Below are 593 nucleotides of genomic sequence, written 5' to 3'. Positions count from 1 at the left end.
TTTAGTATCGAAAGCGATGGCACGACTTATCGCTGTACAGGGAAACTAGTCCTACCCGCTGGTGATAAAATTGTCTCCTCATTACCGGAAAAAGAGATAACGTTAAAAGCAGATTATGGCATTGTGTTAGAGGGGAATAATACGATTGGTGAACCCAATAAACGTATCTCTCTACACGCCCTCGCTACCGGATTAACAGTTAACAATGAGAAAGCATCAAACCTCGACGATTACCAAAACAAACACACTGTTATTTATGGTGACCTTCTGTCGGCCTACCCAACAAAACTGCATAATGTTCTCATCGATGGGGATATAGTGCTAACGGGGTCGACGCTTCATATTGACGGTAAGTACAACACCATTATTGGTAAAATTTTGACTCACAGTACGACCGATATATTCAATGCTAACGTTTGTGGCACCATTGAATCAAAAGGCCATCAATTGCATCTCAAGACGAAGCACCCTTTCCAACAACATTTCGTCGTCGGTGATATTGTGGCGCACAGTTCTCTGCTTATTGATGATATGGCGGTTTACGGCACGACGGAGTCCAAAGCTGCATCTACCGCACTGAACGGTGCGTGCTA

General features: G+C 43.8%; 1 pseudogene. It reads left to right on the top strand.

Annotated elements, in window-relative coordinates:
* Positions 1-593: pseudogene (locus R7Z49_RS26385) on the top strand (polymer-forming cytoskeletal protein); the annotation flags it as partial.

It is taken from the genome of Vibrio sp. 1562 (assembly GCF_033340155.1).
Classification (GTDB): domain Bacteria; phylum Pseudomonadota; class Gammaproteobacteria; order Enterobacterales; family Vibrionaceae; genus Vibrio; species Vibrio alginolyticus.
The sequence above is the reverse complement of the archived record's forward strand: the minus strand, read 5'-3'. Positions and strand labels throughout refer to the sequence as shown.